The 16,138-nt window shown below is 37.3% G+C and carries 19 protein-coding genes; 8 read left to right on the top strand and 11 right to left on the bottom strand.

The genetic code is table 11. The features are described 5' to 3' along the window. Positions 1–294 precede the first annotated feature (294 nt). The 3 genes from I2I04_RS01510 (at position 295) to I2I04_RS01500 (ending at position 1,955) form a co-directional block, all read left to right on the top strand. The gene (locus I2I04_RS01510; RefSeq protein ID WP_195654108.1) at positions 295–828 is read left to right on the top strand and encodes an ASCH domain-containing protein; all 534 of its coding nucleotides are present in this window, start codon (positions 295–297) and stop codon (positions 826–828) included. A 330-nt stretch (positions 829–1,158) separates the two neighbouring features. Beyond that, a complete protein-coding gene (locus I2I04_RS01505) occupies positions 1,159–1,563 on the top strand; it encodes a VRR-NUC domain-containing protein (protein ID WP_117611193.1) in 405 nt (134 codons plus the stop codon). 104 nt (positions 1,564–1,667) lie between these two features. Beyond that, a complete protein-coding gene (locus I2I04_RS01500) occupies positions 1,668–1,955 on the top strand; it encodes a hypothetical protein (protein WP_117611177.1) in 288 nt (95 codons plus the stop codon). Between the two features lie 129 nt (positions 1,956–2,084). Here I2I04_RS01500 and I2I04_RS01495 read toward each other — a convergent pair whose 3' ends face one another. From I2I04_RS01495 to I2I04_RS01455, 9 genes are all read right to left on the bottom strand, one after another. Then, a complete protein-coding gene (locus tag I2I04_RS01495; RefSeq protein WP_195654107.1) occupies positions 2,085–2,591 on the bottom strand; it encodes a hypothetical protein in 507 nt (168 codons plus the stop codon). Continuing rightward, positions 2,567–3,001, bottom strand: a complete 435-nt coding sequence (locus I2I04_RS01490) for an STAS-like domain-containing protein (protein WP_195654106.1) — start codon at positions 2,999–3,001, stop codon at positions 2,567–2,569. The genes I2I04_RS01495 and I2I04_RS01490 overlap by 25 nt, the downstream gene beginning before the upstream one ends. Before the next feature lie 7 nt (positions 3,002–3,008). Next, positions 3,009–4,076 carry an ATP-binding protein gene (locus I2I04_RS01485; protein WP_147337309.1) on the bottom strand — a complete coding sequence of 356 codons (1,068 nt, stop codon included), beginning with the start codon at positions 4,074–4,076 and terminating at the stop codon, positions 3,009–3,011. Between the two features lie 367 nt (positions 4,077–4,443). After that, positions 4,444–4,953 carry a histidine kinase gene (locus I2I04_RS01480; RefSeq protein ID WP_117611181.1) on the bottom strand — a complete coding sequence of 170 codons (510 nt, stop codon included), beginning with the start codon at positions 4,951–4,953 and terminating at the stop codon, positions 4,444–4,446. Continuing rightward, on the bottom strand, positions 4,950–5,444 hold the full coding sequence (locus I2I04_RS01475; RefSeq protein WP_195654105.1) for an N-acetylmuramoyl-L-alanine amidase: 495 nt from the start codon (positions 5,442–5,444) through the stop codon (positions 4,950–4,952). Before I2I04_RS01475 ends, I2I04_RS01480 begins: the two co-directional genes overlap by 4 nt. 127 nt (positions 5,445–5,571) lie before the next feature. Then, entirely contained in the window at positions 5,572–6,036 is a 465-nt protein-coding gene (locus tag I2I04_RS01470) for a phage holin family protein (protein ID WP_070751215.1), read from the bottom strand. Positions 6,037–6,056: 20 nt separating this feature from the next. Beyond that, the gene (locus I2I04_RS01465) at positions 6,057–6,323 is read right to left on the bottom strand and encodes a hypothetical protein (protein WP_195654104.1); all 267 of its coding nucleotides are present in this window, start codon (positions 6,321–6,323) and stop codon (positions 6,057–6,059) included. Further along, entirely contained in the window at positions 6,320–6,643 is a 324-nt protein-coding gene (locus I2I04_RS01460) for a hypothetical protein (protein WP_195654103.1), read from the bottom strand. The genes I2I04_RS01465 and I2I04_RS01460 overlap by 4 nt, the downstream gene beginning before the upstream one ends. 11 nt (positions 6,644–6,654) lie before the next feature. Continuing rightward, the gene (locus tag I2I04_RS01455) at positions 6,655–10,611 is read right to left on the bottom strand and encodes a hypothetical protein (RefSeq protein ID WP_195654102.1); all 3,957 of its coding nucleotides are present in this window, start codon (positions 10,609–10,611) and stop codon (positions 6,655–6,657) included. A 145-nt stretch (positions 10,612–10,756) separates the two neighbouring features. On the opposite strand from I2I04_RS01455, the gene I2I04_RS01450 reads away from it, so the two are divergent. Genes I2I04_RS01450 through I2I04_RS01430 form a run of 5 tightly spaced genes read left to right on the top strand, consistent with a single transcriptional unit; the run spans position 10,757 to position 12,968 of the window. Next, positions 10,757–11,131 carry a gp53-like domain-containing protein gene (locus tag I2I04_RS01450; RefSeq protein ID WP_195654101.1) on the top strand — a complete coding sequence of 125 codons (375 nt, stop codon included), beginning with the start codon at positions 10,757–10,759 and terminating at the stop codon, positions 11,129–11,131. Positions 11,132–11,156: 25 nt separating this feature from the next. Further along, positions 11,157–11,549, top strand: a complete 393-nt coding sequence (locus I2I04_RS01445; protein WP_147338757.1) for a gp53-like domain-containing protein — start codon at positions 11,157–11,159, stop codon at positions 11,547–11,549. Between the two features lie 30 nt (positions 11,550–11,579). Continuing rightward, positions 11,580–11,984 (top strand): gp53-like domain-containing protein, encoded by a 405-nt coding sequence (locus I2I04_RS01440; protein WP_195654100.1) that lies wholly within the window; start codon positions 11,580–11,582, stop codon positions 11,982–11,984. Positions 11,985–12,010: 26 nt separating this feature from the next. Next, entirely contained in the window at positions 12,011–12,421 is a 411-nt protein-coding gene (locus I2I04_RS01435; protein ID WP_229126899.1) for a gp53-like domain-containing protein, read from the top strand. Between the two features lie 16 nt (positions 12,422–12,437). Further along, on the top strand, positions 12,438–12,968 hold the full coding sequence (locus tag I2I04_RS01430; protein ID WP_195654099.1) for a DUF4376 domain-containing protein: 531 nt from the start codon (positions 12,438–12,440) through the stop codon (positions 12,966–12,968). Here the strand turns inward: I2I04_RS01430 and I2I04_RS01425 are convergent. Continuing rightward, positions 12,938–13,468, bottom strand: coding sequence for a DUF4376 domain-containing protein (locus I2I04_RS01425; RefSeq protein ID WP_195654098.1), 531 nt, complete (start codon positions 13,466–13,468; stop codon positions 12,938–12,940). The two genes, I2I04_RS01430 and I2I04_RS01425, sit on opposite strands and share 31 nt — an antisense overlap. A gap of 16 nt (positions 13,469–13,484) precedes the next feature. Beyond that, positions 13,485–16,112, bottom strand: a complete 2,628-nt coding sequence (locus tag I2I04_RS01420) for a gp53-like domain-containing protein (protein WP_229126898.1) — start codon at positions 16,110–16,112, stop codon at positions 13,485–13,487. Positions 16,113–16,138 lie beyond the last annotated feature (26 nt).

Raw genomic sequence — 16,138 nt, 5'->3', positions numbered from 1 at the left:
GCAAAACTACTCAAATGAAGAGTGTGCGGAGATTTTAAAAGAGGTAGTAAGTGAATGTCAGTCACGCATTGAGAATTACGATTAAGGTGTTTACACTAATTCATAACTAGGTAGATATGAAGAAAATAGGATTAAATATCGGTACTTATGATAAGTGCTGTACTAACTGTATACACTCAACAGATTGTTTTTGGGATAATTTCGTAAAGTGTAATGTTTATGATTTCTTCCCATTTAGGCAGCTAGTTTGTGAGACACATCATAATTGGCAATAACTAACATATAAATATAGAAATGAAAGCAATAACGATAAAACAACCGTGGGCTTCCTTGATAGTCCACGGTATCAAAGATATTGAGAACCGGAGTTGGCGAACAAATTTCCGTGGACGTGTCCTTATTCATGCTTCCGGTTCCCATGGTAGAAAGTTTAGCGTTGACCTAACTGATGCGCAGACAAAGGCAGCATTTGCTGCAATAGCTAAAGAAACCATGTTTGGAAATATGCCTTTTGGCTCCATCATCGGTAGTGTGGAGATTGTAGACTGTGTGCTAAACCACCCATCCATTTGGGCGGATAAAGGTATATATAACTGGGTGTTGGCTAATCCAATTCTCTTTGAAAAACCATTTGAGAACGTGAAAGGTAAGCTATCCTTTTGGGATTATTCCGGTTGCAACGAAGTAAAGATTGAGTGTCCGGAATGTGGCAGTATTGAGATGGCAGTTGAAGATTACACAACAGTTCCATTTAATACATTCATCCACAGTTGCAATAAGTGCGGGTATGTGATAATGGAGAGTGAGTGGAATAAGATTAACGAATAACAATTATAGAATTGAATGAAACGTCCACAGAGTAATGGATTATTCGAAGTTGCAGGAGGTCAAGAGAAAGAACGTGGCTTCTGCTGCATGAAACTGATAACTTTCCTCTCTGCTAATAATGTAACAGATTGGGATGAATGGCATGGAGCGCATCTTTCTGCTATGTCAGGGAGATGTCCCTATGCTTCGCAGTGCCCAATTCATGAGAGAACGATAGCAGTAGTAGGTAGAAGACCAATACAATTTAGCTTATTTTGAATAATGACTAAAGAAAAGTGCATTTTATGTGGAAGAGAAACGGTATCGGTTATTAAAACTGGTACCGACTTTATGTGTTATAATTGCTATGCAGATCAGCGTAATCCTCCACGTTCAAAAGAAGTACATAATAATGAGGAAGCTTGCATACAAACAGAGTTTTTTAAACTTATTCCTCTATATTTCCCTAATATACCTGACAAACTTATATTTGCCGTTCCGAACGGTGGAAGCCGTCATATACGTGAAGCTGCTAACCTGAAACGTCAAGGAGTAAAGCCTGGTGTTTCTGATGTGATCGTACTTATTCCCAAAAAAGGTTTTGCTTCTCTCTGCATAGAGTTTAAAACGAGGGTAGGGAAACAGTCAGAAGAACAGAAAGAGTTTCAAAAACAAGCGGAATCATGTCGTAATAAGTATGTGGTAGTTCGAAGTGCATCACAGGCAATCGAAGAATTACGAAAATATCTTTCTTAATAGAATTGAAATTTGTAATACTGAAATTCCACAGATTGAAATAGCTTTTATATGATAGGGGAGAGGGCATCTATTTTTTATATCTTTGCTCTAAAATTACAAGTATGACATTTGAAGAAGCAGTATCATTAGTTGATAGGATAAAAGAGCAAGTTATCGGTGTACCTGTTAAAGGTAGGCTCATTGAATCTCTATTCATCGGACCTACCAACTGGGATGAAATGCATATCTTTATGAATATCTGCCTGCAGAAAGGAGAAGATGAGGCTATTAGCGAGTTTCTCGGGAAGAGTTTCTCTGTATATGGTAAATCTGTTACCTATATTAACCTGGATCTTCCTAAGTGGGATGTAACAGTACTAGATGATTGGGAAAAAACTATTTATAATTAAAAACGAGTATCTGTGGTGAGCAAACTCTGCGTTTCCTTGTTTATAAAAAATATCTAGGGTATGAAAAAAAGAACTAGAAAATGAGATTAAGCGGTTGCTAATGAAGTAACCGCCTAATTATTTAAATCGTTATCTCCTATTTGCACTATTGGCAGAAGAAATAGCTGAAATCATATTCTTGTTAAATATATCTTGGCATTCAAATATCCGGTTTCTTGTTGATGGTGAAAATACAATATTGTCGGAATCGTATTGATTGTTAATCTCTTCAGTGCCAGTTACTAGAGTTTGTGTCCTTGTAAGAAAGGTATTTACATTAACATCAGTTCTTAGTTGTTTGTTTATACTACGTTCAATATCAGATAATTTCATACTCAATTGTTTAAAAGTCTCTTTTATCATTATGGAATTACTTTTCCCTAAGGCTATCACCTTACATAAATCATTATATTCATCTTTAATAGTTTTTAATTCATTTATATAAAAATCTTTTAATGCTCTATCATCATTCATTTTTTTAGGTACAACAGCAGCTAATATCCAGGCTATTACACAACCTGTTATTATATCAACAATGATTGATACCCAATCAGCCCAATTAACCGATGACATTATACAACAGACGATGAAATCCATATTTTTTGCTCAAGTTGTCCATTTACTAATCTAAACCAGGCTTTATGGTCATTTTGCGATGTTTTTTGGGGAGTATCATTCTTTATCCTTCGTTCTTCCCATTCAGGAATAATACTCTTAAAAATTAGTTCTTTCCAAACAGGCTCCTCCTTAGATATAATTTCCAAATATTCATTTACTTTTTGACTTGAAAAGTCAAAAACTAGATTTCCGATAGCTTCATCCCAAAAAGATGACATATACCCATCAGTACCATCCAAATTCAATTGAAGCTTTTGCTTGCTTTTTATTGCATCAGCAAATTTAGAATTTAGAATTTTGTGATAGAATTCTTCTCCAGAAGCTTTGCCCTGTTTACAGTATCTTGGCCCTGGTGATTCATTAAAATCAGATAAAATACTTATTGTCATATATTTGTTAATTTAAATTATCGAATTTGTTAATACAATCAATGTTAACAACCCAAGAAAATAACACGCCTGGAAAAGGTTTGTTCAATATTTTATTATTTGTTTGATTTTCAAAATCTAAATATACGTTATTTGTAATAACCTTTAATTTACTAATATATCCATTATTAAACTTATCCAAAATGCAAGGCAATCCTCTATTTCTGTTTATTTCTTCCGTGGAAGAACCGTATTTTCTTTGAAAAGCACTAAATACAATATCACAATCATTCTTATTAAGAATAACCTTTTCGATTTCTCTTTTAAACTTTTTCTTTAAGGTTTTAAGAATTCCTTGACCAGTATCTGTCATTGTGAAAGTGACAGTATTATTATCATTTTGATGAACACTTAATAACCAATTTTTTGCATGAGAAGTATAAGCATGTTCAACTGAGTTTGAACAGATCTCCATAGCAACAGTATATGCAGGTTGGTATCTACGAGGTGTGGATAGTAGAAACTCCATAGACTTCTTTATGGCCATAGATATATTTTTATTACCAGTTGTATTTTTCCCAGCTTTTACAATCAAATTGGGAGAATTTATTTGGTAAGGTAGCCCATCCTCGTTTTTCATATAATTTAAAAATCCTGATTCGATAAATACTTTTTTACATTTTTCATCTAATGGCACATCACCTTGTACTCTAATTTGATAAAGTGCTAAATGATTTACGACACAAAGTAACATACAAATAGCACCAGAATCTATAAATTTTATATCCTGTAATTCCAAATTAATAGTTTTTACACGATGATTAAGTCTGTATTCAAGCAAATCAGATAAAAAAGGAATAACCTCACTTCGATTCTCAAACAATTGGAAATTTTGAGGAATTGAAATTTTATATTCTTTTTTCCGAATGCATTTTTTGTATGCACGTCCAGGTCTATGTATATAAGATAAGCCTTTAGCTTTAGAAATCAACCTCATGCATTTTCTATCATTAAAATGAGATTTTCTTTTAGCGAAAGATTTAGCTCTATTTTTTAGAAATTTTTTAAATTTATATGTGCCCTTTTTTATACCCATATACAAGATTTTGGACAAATATAATACTTATATTAGACTAAACAATACATTTTGAGATTCTTTTATTTCAACTAAAATAATTTGATTAAAAAAATAGTGAGATAATTCATTACATTTTATAAATGAGAATTAATGATAAATACTTCAATCTGCTCATTTTTGTATATTCCTTTGTGAGATGAAATGATTATTCTAGTATAAATGTAATTTTATCATTAGTGTAATTTAAAGATACGCCAGAGAGAGTTTGAATGAAATAATGTTTTCAAATAGAAGGGATCCCTTAGTCAATGGTGCAAATCAAATGCTGAAGAAAATGCTATGGCTTTCGTAAATAGATGCGTTGATTTTTTTGTGGGTTTAAAAGTTATTTCTTTCTTATTCTATATACAAGCCAACTGACAATGATTATAATAATGGTGCTTATATATACCTTATCTCTATGTAGATCCCACCAAGATATTTCGGTTATCTTCTCTTTTTGATTCAGTACAGCATCTATCTTGTTTCCCAATGAACCCAATCTATTAGAGAACTGTTGCAAGGCAATAGATAATATTTCATCAGCTTCTGTTCGTTCTTGCTCCTGTTTGGAAGCGGTGGTAGTACTTTCTTTGACTGGATACTGTTTTCCGGTCGAATCCGGAAGCGACAAATAAACAGTTTTATTCTCAATTTTCAGATCACTCAATTTGTCAGTAGTAATTTTCGTCTGCTTATTCACATCCAGCCGTAGTGATTCAATTATACTTTGAATACGACTCAATTCACCGGAATAGTCTACCTGCTTTTGAGTTTCCATATTCCGGGAAGTCTTGCAGGAGGTAAACCATATTCCCAACATCAGGAATATGGTTATATAGATTAGCGCTTTCATGGCCGGATCACTGTATTACGAAGAAAATTAGAAAATTCACTCCTGACATCGAAGCAGGGACAAGCCTTGATATATTCTGCCGGCTCTACTTCACCACTGCCGTCCAGATCCGGCGAAGTATCACGGTGTCCGAGTACTTCAATTATAGGATATTCCTTACAAAGCTTTGCGACCAATTCGCGTAGTGCTGTCCTTTGAGCTGGAGTACGTGTATCTGCAGGTTTTCCAGATGCGTCCAAGCCTCCGATATAACAGATGCCAACACTATGCTTATTATACGAAGACTTTGAAAATCCTTTGGTATTACAATGCGCTCCGTCAATGCTTAACGGTCGCCCATTCTCAACCATTCCGTCAAGGTCAACAATGAAGTTATAACCGATCTGATTGAATCCCCTGGCCCGGTGCATCCGGTCAATGTCCTTCGCCCGCAAATCCTGTCCGGCACGTGTTGCCGAACAATGGATGATAATTGCATCAATTTTCTTCATTTCTTCTCCTCCTTATTCTTTGTTATTGGACCAATCTTTACCAAATTGACACGAAAAATGATAGCTATCAAAATGGCTGTTCCTAGCCAATGCCAAGAATCTTGAAAAATAAACTCCAAAACTTCAATCATTTTGCACCTCCTTTTTGTAAGTAGTTCGTTAAGTAAGGGATATTCTTTATAAACTCGACACTTAATACATAGTGCAAGAAAGCTACTACCTTATAGCCATTACTAGAGTTGGGTAGAATTTCTTTGATATTCCTTAGAATATTTACCCCGTAGAAATAGAAAACGCTATACGTAATAAATGAAACACATTGTAGCGCACCTTCCGGATTTCCTTTGTGTTCACCAATAAAGTAGATACAGCTGACCAAGACAAAGAAAATGGTTGCTTCTACAATGCACCTCCAAGCCTTTTTAAAAGAAAAACTCTCATGATTGATAAGGAGTGCAGTAAGTAGTCCACAGATGAAATTTAGGGCAAATACAGCAATAAGACTTTTGATCTCCCCAGAGATAGGATTAAGATAAGCAGCTATGCCAGTAATCAATCCAATAAGTAAGTTTTTGAAATAATCCATAATCATATATCTAAAATATTAATACTTCATTTCAATATCTCGCTACAATCATCAATAGCAGTCTGAAATACTTGTTTCACTTCGCCAGAGGTTAGCCCATGATCCTCATGTAGCGAGAAGCCGGTTACTCCATTTCGCGAAGTATTGAAGAAGCCGACAGTCGTTTCATCTTTGATAATCTCGGCAGTAATATCTTTCACCGCTTCGGTACCACGAGTTGACATTCTGTATTTAACTCTGATAGTGTCTGTAACCTTTGTTGTAGCGGTACTGTTTGTTGCTGTGATGTTCATTCTTTGTTTCCTCCTTCTATTAATTCGTTAATTTGCCCGAAAGCACCAGCGGTAAATACATCCGCACAAATCTCTTTTAATAGAGCAGCATCTTCAGTTGTAACCTCAAGTATTCCTCTATTATTGATAATCTGTTGTAACATATTATAGGCACGTAGTTTTTTTGCCATATCCATGCCTAATTGAGGATTCATACCGGCAGCATAAAGTGCTTCCGAAACCATATCACGTAGAAACTGTTTTTGTTCCTTACCATTGACTACTTTAATGGCTTCTTTTCCTTTAAAGTCAACTAATGTTTTGTTTAAATTTAATTTCATAATATAACATATTAAGCGATTGATACCAATAACCCTTTTCTGAATTTCATATTACTACCAAAATCGAAATCAATACCTTGGTAATAGTTAATTCCACCATTTCCATCCCTAGATGTAATACAGCCGAAATTATCAGCCAGGCATAGTTCACTTGATAATGTTCCTTTCACATAAACACCTCCATCAAAGAAGCCTGCATACGTTGTATTTGCTAGTGGATAGCTTCTGTCTGATGCATTTAGATTTCTGGAGGCATAAATACAAGCTCCACCAAAATTAGAACCAATAGCAGCAACCCCAAAACGTCCATCTGTTTCTGCATTGAAAGTGACATTGACAACTCCTTCTTTTGATGTTCCAGAGCCTAGTTTTAGACTTCGTGATGTTCCTCCAAAATATCCTGAACGCGTCCATACAAGACGTCCATTTTCGATAGTAAAACCACCTATGAACCCGGAATCAGCGTCTATCCTGCGAACCTTTATCAAATCAGTATTCAAATATCCACCTACAACAATGGTAGTACCAAGTTTTGCATATTCAACTGCATCCTCAAATGCCAATTTACCCAATCCGTCTCGATCAATCTTGGAGTTAATCATTGTCTGCAGATCACTATGCAGTGCGGTGATTGTAACAGCACCTTCCAAATTAATTTTAGATGAGTGAATCGTAGTCTCTCCGGCCGCCTGGTTGATATAAGATATAAGCGTATTACCGTTTTCCAGTTCTTTAGAAGCATATATCTTATTACCGTCAGCTGTAGTAATCCAACCGGCAGTATCTATCCTTTGCGTTAAGCTATCGACCCGCGTAACTTGTGCAGAGATTTGAGTATTGAGTACTTTCAAATCGGCTGTACACTCATCGGAATAGCTTTTCAGTTTGTCTTGTATGGCTTTGTTTGCTCCTTCAACGGCTGTATTGAAACTAGCTAAAGCAGAGTTGAATAAAGCGAACTTATCATCTACATTCTTTTTTTCCTCAACAGTTGTTTGACCGTCTGCAATAGCTATATTGATTGCAGCTATAAGATTATCAATAGCACCGGATATGGATACCTTAGCATTAAGTAAATCTGTTTTAGCAGAGCCTTCCAGATAAGCGTTCACATATAGTTTGCTATATGTAGCTTCAACAGCAGATTTCGTATTTCTGACTATATTTAAGTATTTCTCAATAGCTTTAGCTTCCGCCTCGTCTATAATGCCGTCCGCAAATGCGCCATCTACATAATTATGCAATCCTTCAACTGAATCGGCAGCTTCTTGTGCAGCTTTAGCAGCATCTGCAGCGTCCTCTAAAGCTTGTATCGCTTGTTTCAGTGCCTCATCGGAATATTCCTTTAGTTTATCCTGTATTGCCTTATTAGCTTCCTCAACAGCTGTATTGAAAGTCGCTAAGGCTGAATTAAACAGAGTAAACTTATTATCTACATCTCTTTTTTCCTCTACAGTGGTCTGTCCGTCAGCGATGGCTGTATTGATAGCATTTATAAGGTTCTCAATACTTCCCATCAATGTAACCTTAGCATTGAGCAAACCAACTTTTGCAGAGCCGGATAAATAAACATTCGTGTAGAGTTTATTATAAGTTGCTTCGATAGCCTGTTTGGTATTGTTGACAGTATTGATATACTTCTCAATAGCTTTTGCTTCTGCTTCGTCTATAATTCCGTCAGCGAAGGCTCCATCTACATAATTATGAAGTCCTTCCACTGAATCAGCAGCATCCTTGGCCGCTTTAACTGCATCCTTTATTTCCTGATGAGCATCTTCCCATTCAGATAGATTTTCTAATCCGGAGGAACCGGCTTTAATTTGAATATTTCCGCCTATTTCCCCTTTTACCAAATCGAAGTACGTCTTTCCGTCCGGCGAAATAATCCGTTCTGTTGTTACGCGGCCCGGCAGAATTTCAGTAAATCCGTATAGCTGAACAAAACTTCTACTACCTTCATACTCGCTGTTAAGCACTCCGGTGAGTAAATGATAATATCCAGCTATCTGTTCCATTTTAATAGCTGTTTCACTCAAGAGGAATGTTCCGGCTTGATTCTCCTTGCCAACTTTAGCATATAGATAATACTTCTTGTTCGGGGAAATGAGTGCCGGAGAATTGTATTCAGCCATATCCCAGTACTTATATTCGTCTGCCTTATGTGAAGAAGAAAGAGAACTAATGCCGAGTGTTAAATGCTGAAGGATTCCTGCCGGAGCGTTCAGTATTCTTGTGCTGGCATTATAAGTAATATTGTGAGATACCTGAACTGGATTCGTTTTTGAATTGACAAAACGGAATTGCAGGCTTTCATCACCTACAAGCAGTTGCATGGTTGAAACGGTTATCGGATTGACAGAGCCGGAGAAGTTTAGCAGTGCATCTTCAAGCATGGACATCGTTTCCTTTGCATCCCGGAACCGACGCTTAGTAAACTGCAGGGCGTCCTTATGCTTGATATCTACCTCTACTTTGTTCGTCTCAATCTTATTCAGATCACTTGAAACAGATGTACTGACTGGTTCGTTTGACAACTCTATTTCCGGAGAATATGGATTATTAACATAGCGTTTGATTCCGATCATCCGGATAAGAGAACCTTCTGGATGAAACTGTGTGTCAGAGAAGTTTACATATCCACCTAGCACAATCTTTCCGCCTATCTCCAACCAGCGTTTTTTAGCCCAAATTCCATCGAGCGTGCCGGTAAATGTGAACTTCTTATCTTCATGCTCGTACAGGTACTTGGCTGCTTCCTTGAAAGCTTCCCAGCTCGCACCCGTTTGTGTGCTATCGTTACAGATATAAGCCTTCGGCAATTGCATTCCGAACACTGCGTATGTATCACCAACCTTCGGTCGCCAGACTTCCGGTTCAGGCATAGTAATGCCGTCGATTTCCTGCGGGACAATTTCAAAGCGACGTCCCGCTTTCTTATCCTTTTCTTCATGAATATACTTCACCTCGAACTCTTTCCCGGTGAGCATACCGGTTTGGAAGATAACAGTCATGTTTTCTCCAGCTATGAGACAATCTTCGAAATTCAACTCTTCAGGAATGTCTTTATCTACAAAGTCAAAGAAGTTATTCTCCTTGTTCACTTCAATAACAGAACTAACAGTACCAACACGGGAAGGATAAATAGCTGTACAGTCCAGACTATCTTCCTTTGCTGTTGTAAGTTCTTTATCAGCACGCATGACACAAGTTCCATCCGCATCTGTCTTATACGTTCTCCCTTCGTAAACAAGAGTCTTATTCTTTGGAAGTAACAGGTATTTAGATCCGTATGTAGAATAATCAATATTGCGATCTGTAGTTTCTACCAAAATTATTTCGGGTGGTATATCCCCAGAAGTCCTACCAACACCGACCTTGAAGCCGTGGCCTTTACCATACGACAGTTTCAAAGGGTTCTCTTTGTTATACTCAACTTTACGCAGATGGATAGTCTTAATTTGTTTTCCTTCAACCGTTTCTTCAGTGATCTGCCATTCTGTCTCATATAGTTCTGCAAGTTGATTGAAAGCATCAAGAATATAGGTGTGATTATAGTTGATTACTTTTTCCGTTCCCTCAATGCAATCACCGACTTTCCAACCGGTACTCCGACGGTTCAGGTTCTCAACGAGTAGACGTAGGTGTTCATGTGCCTTGGCTGTATATGAGAATTTAATGCTTCTGTCAACGGTATGACGTACTTTCCACAGCATAGCATCAGCCTCCCCAGTTTCCAGAATCAGAGTATATTCGAAATTACGTTCACCGTTCTTCTTGAAATTGCTGTCTTTTTTGAGGGAATACCGTTTTCCGTAGAAATCACACCAGGAGCCAACCGGAATTTCAATATACCCCGGATGAGAAAAATACAAAGTGAGTGTATCTTCTCCCATGATAGCTTCATAAGAGTAGCTTTCATCCTTTACTTCGATTTTTATTTCCTTATCACCATTATATAAACTTATCATGTCCTTAGAATTATATCCTAAAATATAAACGTCAAATAGAAATGTATTGAATAATAGGCATAAAAGTAAGGAAATGATAGACGAATCATTGATAAAATAATATATTACACACAACATCAACAGCATTGTCACGAAATAAATCAAAATGGAAAATATTAAAAGAAATCACTCAAAATGTAGTTTAATTCACCTAAGTTCTCTCGGAACAAATTGTGCGTTGAAAGATTTTTCCAATGTTTCAACAAAGAACCTCGGACAGAATGGGTATTATAAGTTACCAGACGGGTTGTTAATTCAGTGGGGGACTGGAGGAACTGGGGTAAATCAAATAGTTTACTTTCCTACCAGTTTTTACAATACATCGTATGTTGTAGTAACTACTGCTATTTCTTCTGTTATGAATTCTATTGTAAAAATGATAAATGGGAAAAATGTATCTTATTTCAAAGTTTATTCGGTAGGTCCAACAATTGAAGCTGGGGAGATGTTCGGATGGATTGCAATAGGAAGATGGAAGTAGAAAATATTATAACACCAATTTGCTTATGAATTGTTTTAGTAGAAAAATAGTATTGATTTTTGCCGCAATTATTTGGCAAAGTTCTCTCGGGACAAAATCTGCGCAAATTAAAGAGCAAAATTTGGGACAAAACGGTTATCGAAAATATGAAGATGGCCTACTAATTCAATGGGGGCATTTAACTAATTCATCAGCGGGAAGTGCAACTATATGGTTCCCTATTTCTTTTCATGATGCCTCCTATCAATTTGTGACTACGATGGAGACAGTATCTAATGAACATACATTATATACTGCTTTACCGTATAATAAATCAGCATCTTATGTAAATGTCATGCGAAAGTTTCTACTTGCAGATAATAGTATAACCGTAGGAAGTAGTACTCGTTCATTTGACTGGATAGCTATAGGTCGTTGAAAATAGAAATATTATAACATCAATTTGATTATGGATAGATTTAGTAGAAAATTGGTATTACTTTTATTGCTTGTAATTTGGCAAAGTTCTCTCGGAACAAATTGTGCGTTGAAAGATTTTTCCAATGTTTCAACAAAAACATTCTCCCAAAATGGATACTATAAGTTGCCGGACGGGCTAATGATTCAATGGGGAAAAAGAGCTAGCGGTAGTTCATATCAGGGAACTATTACTTTGCCACTTTCTTTCTATAATGATTATTATTCATTGGCGTGTAGTGCTATCAAAGGTAATACAATTGACTTATCAAGTTGGGTTGTTAATTATTTAAAGAAAACCAAGTCTAGTTTCAACTATATATGTACTTATGCAGCAGAAGGAAACGGACAGTCTAACGCGGAATTTCATTGGATTGCAATAGGATGTTGGAAGTAGTATTCATTTTTTACATAAAAATAAATATGAACTGTTTTAGTAGAAAATTAAGAATTATTTTAATGATTATTTTCTTGCAAAGTTCTCTCGGGACTACGTATGCTTTAGCTGATCTATCGAATGCAATGAGCGTAAACCTATCCTTGAACGGTTATGCAAAATTCAATAATGGATTACTTGTACAATGGGGCAGAGTTGGAGGTTCATCTACAGCTTCGTATAGTGTGACTATGCCTACATCTTTTTATAATACTGAATATAAAATATTTGCAACTGTATATAAACCTAGTAGTGACTCCGCCGTATATTCATCATCTCCTTTGGCAATAAATAAAACAGTTAGTAGATTTTATTTGAATAGAAATTATGCAAGTGGGGGTACTACTGGATTATCACAAGAATCATGGGACTGGTTTGCGATCGGGCGTTGGAAATAATTAAAAAACAAATATTATGAAGTATTGGAAAAATGGATTCTACGATGAACCGGTAGATGGTTCAGTAGAAATAACGGATGAGCATTACAATCAGCTATTAGATGGGCAGTCTAACGGTTTACTGATAGTTGAAAGTAAGAATGGATACCCGGTTTTGGTAGAATATGAGTACGACATCGAAGAAGTGCGAAAAATGAAAATATCTGAAATACAGATATTTGACAAATCGACCGATGTCAATTCTTTTAAAATTGAAGGGGAAAGTATGTGGTTAGACAAATCCACACGTGTTGGATTATTTAACTCAATTTCGATTGAGAAAAATGCAGGGAAAACGCATACAATCCTGTGGTATGATGCAGTGAAGTATGTTATCCCTATACCTGACGCTTTAGCAATGTTGAATGCCTTAGAACTGTATGCGCTCAACTGCTACAATGTGACACAATCGCACATCGCAGCAGTCAGATCATTGCAGACTATTGAGGAAATCGAAAACTACGATTATACGATAGGTTATCCGGTAAAGTTGAGCTTTCTGGGATAACCAGTTTTGAAGTTGTATGCTTCAATTTCTTCTTTTGTTTCTAATTGATTGATAGCGTTGATATGCCTTTGTGTTGTGTCATAGCACGCAAGGGCATATAACTCTATCTGTTGCAGCATATTAATGGCCTTCTCGATAGAGAGAATAAACTGCGTATCACCTAGCCAAATACTTGTTTCAGATCGTCCAGTTTCTCTTTCAATACTAATTGAGTTCATAAGTCCTACACGAGTATTCTTATTCAGCCATCCAAATACTCCGTTTATACTGAATTGATTCACTGCTTCAGATGAATCGAACAATCGTAATTCATCAAGTTTTTGCGCCCTGATTTCTTCGATAGTAGCCTCGTGCACAACTAAGATCGGATATCCTTTTTTGCTTTCAACTATGAGTAATCCAGCAGATTGTCCGGCTAATAATTGGCTATAATACTCTTCTGTAATTTCTATAGAACCGTTTACCGGTTCGTCATAAAATCCTTGTTTCCAATACTTCATAATGATTATATTTAGTTTATTTCCAACGTCCTATTGCAATCCAATGAAATTCCGCATTCGATGTTCCGTTTCCTTCCGCTGCATAAGTACATATATAGTTAAAACTAGATTTAGTTTTAGCTAAATAATTAATAACCCAACTTGATAGATCAATTAAATTACCTTTCATAGCACTACACGCCAATGAATAATAATCATCATGGAAAGAAAGTGGTAAAGTAATAGTTCCCTGATATGAACTACCGCCAGTTTTTTTCCCCCATTGAATCATTAGCCCGTCCGGTAGCTTATAATATCCATTTTGAGAGAAGTTCTTTGTTGAAACATTTGAAAAATCTTTCAATGCAGTATTAGTTCCGAGAGAACTTAGTAAAGTTTTCTCTGCATCAGTCATAAATTTTCTTGTAGTACTTTCTTCAATCATTGATGCTGGATGAGAAGCCGGATGAGAGTAATTATTAGCTCCAGAGGCTATTCCACTAAGTTTTGTACGTTCTTCATCCGTCATAAAACGATGCGTTTCATCTTCTTTAATGTCCGATGCTGTATGATTATGAGAACTTGATGCATAATTACCCTTGGGTTGGTATGCTGAATCGTGGTTGTGATTACCGGCGGCTTTACTATTCCAAGTAGATTTTTCTGAATCTGTGACAAAACGATGTGTAGAATCGTCTGTAATATCTGTTGCTGTATGCTTATGTGATGAAGCTGCATAACTACCTTTAGGTTGATATGCGGAATCGTGGTTATGATTACCTGCAGCTTTACCATTCCAAGTGCTTTTTTCTGCATCAGTAACAAAGCGATGAGTACTATCCGGAGTAATATCCGTTGCTTCGTGTTTATGCGAACTCGCTGCATAACTTCCTACTGGCTGATAGACCCCTGTATGAGTATGATTCGATGGGGACGCACCAACCTCGGAAGCTGTATAGGATGGTTTACTTGCAGCCTTCGCCCATGCAGGAACATCACTTGCTGGCATGGAAGTAGGAAAGTCGCTAATCTCTGATACTTTGTGAGTATGCGCTTTAGGTGTACGTGCGTCACTTAGTCGACTATCATTTCCTTGGCAAACAGTTCCGGAAGTTGTGCCAAAGTTCTTATTGAAAGCTGTATTTTTTGAGAATACAGGTTCGTATATTCCTGCATGGTTATGTGTATCCAAAGCTGCTTTCAAAACCTTCCCTTGTTCGGCAGAAAGGACCTTGCCAGTACCACCACTTGTTAGGTTGTTGACAATATCGGAAACGTTGATTTTCTTCCCTAACTCTGTTGCCATGGTAGCGGCGAAGTTCGGATCATTATTAAGGGCATTAGCCAATTCAATAAGCGTGTCGAGGGCTTCCGGTGCTCCAGCTACAAGTGCATCTACTGCAGCTTTTACTTTAGCATCAACTCCAGAAACTGCGTTATTGGCGGCCTGTGCTGCCGCATTTGCGTTATCTGTGGCAGCTTTAGCAAGAGCTGTTTGCGCTACTGATGCGTTTTTGGCTGTATTAGCATCATCAGTAGCTTTTTTCGCTAAAGCTGTTTGGGCTTCCGATGCAACTTTGGCAGCGTTAGCCTCTTCTGTTGCTTGTTGGGTTTCTTCTTTGGCAGCATTAATACTTATAATTGCTGCGTTAGCGTCATTAGTAGCTTTCTTTGCAAGAGCAGTCTGTTCAACTGATGCGTTTTTGGCAGCATTTGCATCATTCGTAGCTTTTTTTACAAGTTCTAGTTGTGCGGTAGCATCACCTGTAGCAGATGTCATTTCTTGTATAATACCGCTATACTCTGACTTACGTTGGGATTCGGCTTCTACACGTTCTGTTTCAGCAGAGACACGCCTAGTCTCATTTGAGGAACGAGTATCTTCTGCAGCTTTGCGGGTATCTTCATTTTGCTTTCTTTTATTTTCTTCGGATACTCGGGCTGTCTCCGCTGATTTACGTTCTGTTTCAGCGGACTTTCTTTTGTTTTCTTCTGATACTCGGGCTGTCTCCGCTGATTTACGGTCTGTTTCAGCAGATACGCGTTCAGATTCGACAGTAACGCGATTATCTTCGGCTGTCACACGTGCAGTTTCATTCGTTTCTCTCGTGGATTCGGCTTCTTTTCGTTCATCTTCGGCTGTTACGCGATCTGTTTCAGCTGTAGAACGTGTTGTTTCAGCCGCTTTTCGTTTGTCTTCTTCCTTCACACGTTCCGATTCTGCAGAAGAACGTCCTGTTTCAGCGGTCTTACGTGCATCTTCATTATTTTTACGTGCTTGTTCATCTGACACTCGTTTATTTTCTGTTTCAACGCGGCTAAGTTCTGCAGATACACGTTGCCCTTCAGCGGTCGCACGAGCTGCTTCCTCTGCTTTACGGGTATTCTCATTTATGATACGTACTGATTCTGCAGCTGACCGGGCTTGTTCTTCATTTGAACGATTTCTTTCAGCATCGATACGAGTAGCTTCATTGCGTTGTCGAGTATCTTCATTCGCTTCTATTTGGGTTCGGGAATCATCAGCCGCCTTTGCTGCGTCATTGGCCTTCTTTGTTGCTGCAACTACGTCATCATAGGCTTTCTTTATGAATTCAAGACTAACTTTTACACTTGTTTGTACGCCATTCACCATTTTAACGCCAATAGTGTACAATCCTACCATGCTATCAGCAAGCGTTAATTCGCTGA

It is taken from the genome of Bacteroides sp. 1001136B_160425_E2, assembly GCF_015559655.1.
Classification (GTDB): domain Bacteria; phylum Bacteroidota; class Bacteroidia; order Bacteroidales; family Bacteroidaceae; genus Bacteroides; species Bacteroides luhongzhouii.
Note: the sequence above shows the minus strand (reverse complement) of the source record. Positions and strands in the feature narration are given on the sequence as shown.

Coding starts and splice junctions, on each gene's coding strand:
- I2I04_RS01510 (WP_195654108.1), top strand. CDS start 295: ATGAAAGCAATAACGATAAAACAACCGTGGGCTTCCTTGATAGTCCAC.
- I2I04_RS01505 (WP_117611193.1), top strand. CDS start 1,159: ATGTGTTATAATTGCTATGCAGATCAGCGTAATCCTCCACGTTCAAAA.
- I2I04_RS01500 (WP_117611177.1), top strand. CDS start 1,668: ATGACATTTGAAGAAGCAGTATCATTAGTTGATAGGATAAAAGAGCAA.
- I2I04_RS01495 (WP_195654107.1), bottom strand. CDS start 2,591: ATGGATTTCATCGTCTGTTGTATAATGTCATCGGTTAATTGGGCTGAT.
- I2I04_RS01490 (WP_195654106.1), bottom strand. CDS start 3,001: ATGACAATAAGTATTTTATCTGATTTTAATGAATCACCAGGGCCAAGA.
- I2I04_RS01485 (WP_147337309.1), bottom strand. CDS start 4,076: ATGGGTATAAAAAAGGGCACATATAAATTTAAAAAATTTCTAAAAAAT.
- I2I04_RS01480 (WP_117611181.1), bottom strand. CDS start 4,953: ATGAAAGCGCTAATCTATATAACCATATTCCTGATGTTGGGAATATGG.
- I2I04_RS01475 (WP_195654105.1), bottom strand. CDS start 5,444: ATGAAGAAAATTGATGCAATTATCATCCATTGTTCGGCAACACGTGCC.
- I2I04_RS01470 (WP_070751215.1), bottom strand. CDS start 6,036: ATGATTATGGATTATTTCAAAAACTTACTTATTGGATTGATTACTGGC.
- I2I04_RS01465 (WP_195654104.1), bottom strand. CDS start 6,323: ATGAACATCACAGCAACAAACAGTACCGCTACAACAAAGGTTACAGAC.
- I2I04_RS01460 (WP_195654103.1), bottom strand. CDS start 6,643: ATGAAATTAAATTTAAACAAAACATTAGTTGACTTTAAAGGAAAAGAA.
- I2I04_RS01455 (WP_195654102.1), bottom strand. CDS start 10,611: ATGATAAGTTTATATAATGGTGATAAGGAAATAAAAATCGAAGTAAAG.
- I2I04_RS01450 (WP_195654101.1), top strand. CDS start 10,757: ATGGAAAATATTAAAAGAAATCACTCAAAATGTAGTTTAATTCACCTA.
- I2I04_RS01445 (WP_147338757.1), top strand. CDS start 11,157: ATGAATTGTTTTAGTAGAAAAATAGTATTGATTTTTGCCGCAATTATT.
- I2I04_RS01440 (WP_195654100.1), top strand. CDS start 11,580: ATGGATAGATTTAGTAGAAAATTGGTATTACTTTTATTGCTTGTAATT.
- I2I04_RS01435 (WP_229126899.1), top strand. CDS start 12,011: ATGAACTGTTTTAGTAGAAAATTAAGAATTATTTTAATGATTATTTTC.
- I2I04_RS01430 (WP_195654099.1), top strand. CDS start 12,438: ATGAAGTATTGGAAAAATGGATTCTACGATGAACCGGTAGATGGTTCA.
- I2I04_RS01425 (WP_195654098.1), bottom strand. CDS start 13,468: ATGAAGTATTGGAAACAAGGATTTTATGACGAACCGGTAAACGGTTCT.
- I2I04_RS01420 (WP_229126898.1), bottom strand. CDS start 16,112: ATGGTAGGATTGTACACTATTGGCGTTAAAATGGTGAATGGCGTACAA.